The following is a 352-nucleotide window of genomic DNA, read 5'->3' as shown; positions in this document are numbered from 1 at the left end:
GAAATTGCGCGCCAATTGCGTTTACGTGATATGGGGGGTATTATTGTAGTAGACTTCATTGATATGACCAATGCTGAAAACAGGCAAAAACTCTTTAACTTTCTTCGTGATGAAATGAAGGACGATAGAGCTAAACACAAAATATTGCCGCCTAGCAAGTTTGGATTGATACAAATAACAAGACAACGAGTTCGCCCTGAGATGAACATAAAAACGCGTGAAGAAAACCCTAATAACCTAAATGGTTCAGAGGTTGAAGCACCCATAGGATTGGTGCAAACCATCACCCATGATCTTGAAAAACTATTAAAAAAAGACTATAAAAAGGTGACCCTAAACACACATCCTTTTA

General features: G+C 38.1%; 1 protein-coding gene. It reads left to right on the top strand.

The genetic code is table 11. The features are described 5' to 3' along the window. Nucleotides 1-352, top strand: a 352-nt coding sequence (locus tag KI686_RS15965; protein ID WP_237590320.1) for a ribonuclease E/G, incomplete at both ends; no start/stop codon positions are given.

Source organism: Polaribacter sargassicola (assembly GCF_021991835.1).
Taxonomy (GTDB): domain Bacteria; phylum Bacteroidota; class Bacteroidia; order Flavobacteriales; family Flavobacteriaceae; genus Polaribacter; species Polaribacter sargassicola.
Note: the sequence above shows the minus strand (reverse complement) of the source record. Positions and strands in the feature narration are given on the sequence as shown.